Source organism: Opacimonas viscosa, from assembly GCF_024199005.1.
In the GTDB taxonomy this organism is placed as follows: Bacteria; Pseudomonadota; Gammaproteobacteria; order Enterobacterales; family Alteromonadaceae; genus Opacimonas; species Opacimonas viscosa.
This window is the reverse complement of record NZ_JANATA010000179.1, coordinates 1-264: the sequence shown is the minus strand read 5'-3', so window position 1 is coordinate 264 and position 264 is coordinate 1. Positions and strand designations below refer to the sequence as shown.

Here is a 264-nt window from a genome sequence, read left to right as displayed (position 1 = left end):
GCTGCGGCAACTTGAAGCATGTTCTCATTTTGCGTTTGCGCTTGCGCGTTACTGTTTTTACTGGAAGTTTCTACCAGCTCAGCCTGTTGGGTAAGGGAATTAATATTTTCTCGAATACCCAATAAAGATTGACGCATCTTCTCGGTGTACTCGTTGAAATAGCGCGCCAAGCGCGTCACTTCATCTTGCCCTGTTTCCGGTAATGAGCGGGTAAGATCGCCCTCACCTTGGGAAATATCTTTCATGCGCTCACTGACTTCCTGA

The 264-nt window shown here is 47.3% G+C and carries 1 protein-coding gene; it reads right to left on the bottom strand.

Features of this window, described 5'->3' with window-relative positions:
- On the bottom strand, positions 1-264 hold a 264-nt coding region (locus NLF92_RS13205), incomplete at both ends, for a HAMP domain-containing protein (protein WP_432420233.1).